The organism is Mycobacterium syngnathidarum (assembly GCF_001942625.1).
GTDB lineage: Bacteria > Actinomycetota > Actinomycetes > Mycobacteriales > Mycobacteriaceae > Mycobacterium > Mycobacterium syngnathidarum.
Genome location: NZ_MLCL01000069.1, coordinates 1 through 4,481, shown reverse-complemented (window position 1 = coordinate 4,481; position 4,481 = coordinate 1). Strand labels below are relative to the sequence as shown.

Here is a 4,481-nt window from a genome sequence, read left to right as displayed (position 1 = left end):
ATTAGCGTGGACCATGAGGACCTCTCGGTAATCGGATGTGCGTGTTTGGTAACCACACCGATACCGGAGGTCCTCACCTACTTCCGCTCACCACGCCGTTCACAACCTGTCTGGGAGTTACACCTAGATCCTCAGAGCAGAGTGGACCAGTAACTCCAGAACCGCACCAGGCACAACAGGATCACCGCGGTGAACCACAGCGCCACGATCGACCAGCGCCAGGTGTGCAGCCCGCGCAGCACGGCGTTGCCGCGCTGCGGCTGCACCGCGATCGTCGTCACCACGACCAGCAGCGGGATGGTCATCGACCACACCACCATGCAGTACAGGCACAGCGCGCCGATGGTGAACACGCTCTGGTAGATCAGCCAGTGCACGAACACCGTGCCCAGCAGCGTGCCGACCGCCAGCCCGGCCCAGTACCAGCGGGGCAGCTGAACCCGGGCCACCGCGAGCACCCCGGTCACCAGCACGACGGTGAACGACACGATGCCGATCAGCGAGTTCGGGAAACCGAACACGGCGGCCTGCGGGGTGACCATCACCGAACCGCAGGACAGCACCGGGTTGAGGCTGCACGTCGGCACGTAGGCCGGGTTCTTGAGCAGCTCGACCTTCTCGATGGTCAGCGCCAGCGCCGACGAGAGGCCCACCACGCCGGCGATCAGGACCCACAGCGCGCTCAGCCTCCCGACGTGCACCCCACCGTGCTCGGGGCTGTCCGGCTCGGCCGGGGACACCTCCCCTGGCGCGCTCACGCTCATGGAGCGGGAGCGGGAGCGGGCGCCGGGGTCGTCGGATCCGGATTCGGCGGCGGCGCACCGGCGTCGAGCACGGGCAGGTCACCGACGATGCTCCTGATCTCGTCGATCAGCGCGTCGGGGGTCGTCGGCTTGTAGTCCTTGCCGTTGATGCGGATGGTCGGGGTGGCCTTGACCTCGGTCGCCTTGGCCATGCCCTTGACCATGTCGTCGTAGCGGCCCTTCTCGATGCAGTTCGGGACGTCGCCGACGACGCCGGCCTGGCGCGCCACCTCGGTCAGCCGGGCCTCGTCCGGGAACGGGCCGACGCCCTCGGGCGGCTGCTGGGCGTACAGCGCGGCGTGGAAGCGGCGGAACGCCTCGGTGTCGGCTTCGGCCACGCAGTAGGCGGCGTTCGCGGCGCGGGTCGAGTACCCCTGGCCGGCCCGGTCCAGGATCGAGACCATGTAGTAGTCGGCCGCCACGGCGCCGCTGTCGATCAGCCGGTTGATCGTCGGGCCGAAGGCCTTCTCGAAGTTGCCGCACGCCGGGCACAGGAAGTCCTCGTAGAGCGACAGCACGGCCTTGGGCTCGCCGTCGTCACCGGTGATGACGTCGCTGGACGCCACCCGGATCGGCTTGGCCTCACCCTCGCCGGGCTTGTCCTCCTTGGTCATGACGATGTAGAGCACCAGCGCGACGGCGAAGATCACGACGATCGCGGTCAACCCGATCTGTACGGCCAGATTGCGTTTCTTGTCGGCCGCCTTCAGGTCGTACTTCGGGGTCTTCTTCGGTTTCGAGGCCACGGGGACAAGCGTACCGGCGGCGTTTTCGCGGCCCGTCAGACGCCGCGCAGACGGGTGCGCAGCGCGCTGATCATGTCGGCGACCGCGGCCGCGCAACCGCCCCCGATCGGGAACATGTTGGCGAAGCCGTGGATCAGCGCACCGGCCTGCCGCAGGTCGACGGCCACCCCGGCGGCGCGCAGTGCCTCGGCGTAGGCCACGCCCTCGTCGCGCAGTGGGTCGAAGCCGCCGGTCAGCACCAGTGCAGGCGCGAGCCCGGACAGGTCGTCGGCCAGCAGCGGTGACACGACCGGATCGGTGATCTGCACCGACGCACCGGTGACGTACTTGTCGGCGAACCACTCGATGTCGGCCTTCGTCAGGAAGTAGCCGGAGGCGAACAGGGTCTGCGACCGGGTCTCGCCGCTGGGGTTGGTCCACGGGTAGATGAGCAGTTGCAGCGCCGGTTGCGGCACTCCTTCGGCGCGGGCGCGCTGGGCGACGACGGCGGCGATGTTGCCGCCGGCGCTGTCCCCGCCGACCGCGACGCGGTCCGGGTCGGCACCGAGTTCGGCGGCGTGCTCGCGCGCCCAGCGGTAGGCGGCGAACCCGTCGTCGGCGGCGGCGGGCGCCTTGTGCTCGGGGGCCAGCCGGTAGTCGACCGACAGCACGTGCACCCCGGCGTCGCGGCAGATCAGCCGGCACAGGTCGTCGTGGCTGTCGAGGTCGCCGATCACGAAGCCGCCGCCGTGGAAGAACACCAGCAGCGGGGCGGCCGTGTCGGCGGTGGATGTGGGCGGAACGTAGTGGCGGGCCGGGATCTCACCGTCCCCGCCGGTCACGGTGAGATCTCTCACCGCGGCCACCGGGATCGCCTGCCGGAACCCGCCGGACAGGTCGCGCAGCTGCGCCCGCGCCGCCGCCACGTTGTTGGTGCCACCGTCGATCCCGACCAGCTTCTGCCCGGCGAGCATCAGCTGCACCGTGGTGTCGAGGGTGTTGCCGTCCACCGTCACCGTGCGGCCCGCCAGCAGCAGGCGTTTCACCGGGTCGGGGATGCGCGGCAACGCGCGCAGGGTGACACCCGCCATCGCGGTGACGAGCGCCTCCTTGCGTCCCGGGCTGTACGCGCCGTCAGCTGGCAGACTCGCAGTCATGGCATCTCCCTTGATCACGCTGAATGACGGTAATGCGATCCCCCAGGTTGGACTCGGAGTTTGGCAGACGCCGCCGGAGGCCACCGAGCGCGCGGTTGCCACGGCGCTGGAGGCGGGCTACCGGCACATCGACACCGCCGCCGCCTACCAGAACGAACGCGAGGTCGGGCAGGCGCTGGCCAAGTCGGGTCTGCGCCGCGAGGACGTCTACATCACGACCAAGCTGTGGAACGCCGACCAGGGTTATGATAGCACGCTGGCCGCGTTCGACAAGAGCATGGAGCGGCTGGGCCTGGAGTATCTCGATCTGTATCTGGTGCACTGGCCGATGCCGAAGACCAACAAGTACGTCGACACCTTCAAGGCGTTCGCCTACCTGCGTGACCAGGGCCGGATCCGCTCGATCGGGGTGAGCAACTTCGAGCCCGAACACCTGCGCACGCTGATCGACGCCACCGGCGTCGTGCCCGCCGTCAACCAGATCGAGCTGCACCCGCTGCTTCAGCAGCAGGAGCTGCGTGAGGTACACGCCGAACTGGGCATCGCCACCGAGGCGTGGAGCCCGCTGGGGCAGGGATCGCTGCTGGCGAATCCGACCGTCACCTCAGTCGCGGAGGCGCACGGACGCACCCCGGCGCAGGTACTGATTAGGTGGCATATCCAACTCGGCAATATAGTCATCCCGAAATCGGTGACCCCCGAGCGGATTGTGAGCAACTTCGACGTGTTCGACTTCGAGTTGAGCGAGCAGGACATGGCGTCGATCTCGTCGCTCGGCGATGGCACTCGCCTGGGTCCCGACCCGAGAAATTTCGAGTTCACAGGGTAGGTGACATGACCTCCTCGTCCATTCCGACGGTCACGCTCAACGACGACAACACCATGCCGGTGCTCGGCATCGGCGTCGGCGAGCTGTCCGAGGCCGACGCCGAGCAGGCGGTGCTGGCGGCGCTGTCGGCCGGTTACCGACTGATCGACACCGCCGCCGCGTACGGCAACGAGGCCGCCGTCGGCCGCGCGGTACGCAAGTCCGGGGTGCCCCGCGAGGAGATCTTCGTCACCAGCAAGCTCGACGTCCGCGACCAGGGTTTCAAGAGTGCGCAGGACGCCTGCCGCAAGAGTGTCGAGGAACTCGGTCTCGGCTACGTCGACCTGTACCTGATCCACTGGCCCGCCGGTGAGCAGGGCAAGTACATCGACAGCTGGGGCGGGCTGATGAAGAACAAGGAGCTCGGCGACGCCAAGTCCATCGGGGTGTCCAACTTCCACGAGGAGCACCTGTCGAACGTCATCGACCTGTCGTTCTTCACCCCCGCGGTCAACCAGATCGAGCTGCACCCGCTGCTCAACCAGGCGCACCTGCGCGAGGTGAACAAGGGCTACGGGATCGTCACCCAGGCGTACAGCCCGCTGGGCGTGGGCCGGCTGCTGGACAACGAGACCGTCGTCTCGGTGGCCCAGGCGCACGGCAAGACCCCGGCGCAGGTGCTGATCAAGTGGAGCCTGCAGCTGGGCAACTCGGTCATCACCCGGTCGAGGTCGCCGGAGCACCTGGCGGCCAACCTCGAGGTGTTCGACTTCGAGCTCACCGACGACCAGATGGCCGCGCTCAACGGCCTGGACGACGGCACCCGGTACCGCCCGGACCCGGAGACGTACACCGGCTAGTTGTTCTTCACGGGTAGGTTGTGAACGCGTAGGCGCTCGATTGGTGTCATTCCGCCGATGCCGGTGTGGGGTCGGTGGTGATTGTAGTGATGCAGCCAGTGCTGGTAGGTTCCGGCGCGTTCGGCCTC

General features: G+C 68.0%; 6 protein-coding genes. 2 read left to right on the top strand and 4 right to left on the bottom strand.

Annotated elements, in window-relative coordinates; genetic code table 11:
• Window positions 1-131: 131 nt before the first annotated feature.
• The 3 genes from BKG60_RS18395 to BKG60_RS18385 are packed head-to-tail and all read right to left on the bottom strand — an operon-like array spanning window position 132 to window position 2,685.
• Window positions 132-764 carry a vitamin K epoxide reductase family protein gene (locus tag BKG60_RS18395; RefSeq protein ID WP_003889255.1) on the bottom strand — a complete coding sequence of 211 codons (633 nt, stop codon included), beginning with the start codon at window positions 762-764 and terminating at the stop codon, window positions 132-134.
• On the bottom strand, window positions 761-1,549 hold the full coding sequence (locus BKG60_RS18390; protein ID WP_047041144.1) for a DsbA family protein: 789 nt from the start codon (window positions 1,547-1,549) through the stop codon (window positions 761-763). The genes BKG60_RS18395 and BKG60_RS18390 overlap by 4 nt, the downstream gene beginning before the upstream one ends.
• 35 nt (window positions 1,550-1,584) lie before the next feature.
• Window positions 1,585-2,685: an alpha/beta hydrolase gene (locus BKG60_RS18385; protein ID WP_047041146.1), complete on the bottom strand. Its 1,101-nt coding sequence runs from the start codon at window positions 2,683-2,685 to the stop codon at window positions 1,585-1,587.
• On the opposite strand from BKG60_RS18385, the gene BKG60_RS18380 reads away from it, so the two are divergent.
• Both BKG60_RS18380 and BKG60_RS18375 read left to right on the top strand, forming a co-directional pair.
• Window positions 2,684-3,514 carry an aldo/keto reductase gene (locus BKG60_RS18380; protein WP_040634844.1) on the top strand — a complete coding sequence of 277 codons (831 nt, stop codon included), beginning with the start codon at window positions 2,684-2,686 and terminating at the stop codon, window positions 3,512-3,514. The two genes, BKG60_RS18385 and BKG60_RS18380, sit on opposite strands and share 2 nt — an antisense overlap.
• A 5-nt stretch (window positions 3,515-3,519) precedes the next feature.
• The gene (locus tag BKG60_RS18375; protein ID WP_003889251.1) at window positions 3,520-4,353 is read left to right on the top strand and encodes an aldo/keto reductase; all 834 of its coding nucleotides are present in this window, start codon (window positions 3,520-3,522) and stop codon (window positions 4,351-4,353) included.
• On the opposite strand, the gene BKG60_RS18370 is transcribed toward BKG60_RS18375, so the two are convergent.
• A partial coding sequence (locus BKG60_RS18370; RefSeq protein WP_138746409.1) for an integrase core domain-containing protein occupies window positions 4,350-4,481 on the bottom strand: 132 nt, incomplete at its 5' end. The genes BKG60_RS18375 and BKG60_RS18370 overlap by 4 nt on opposite strands.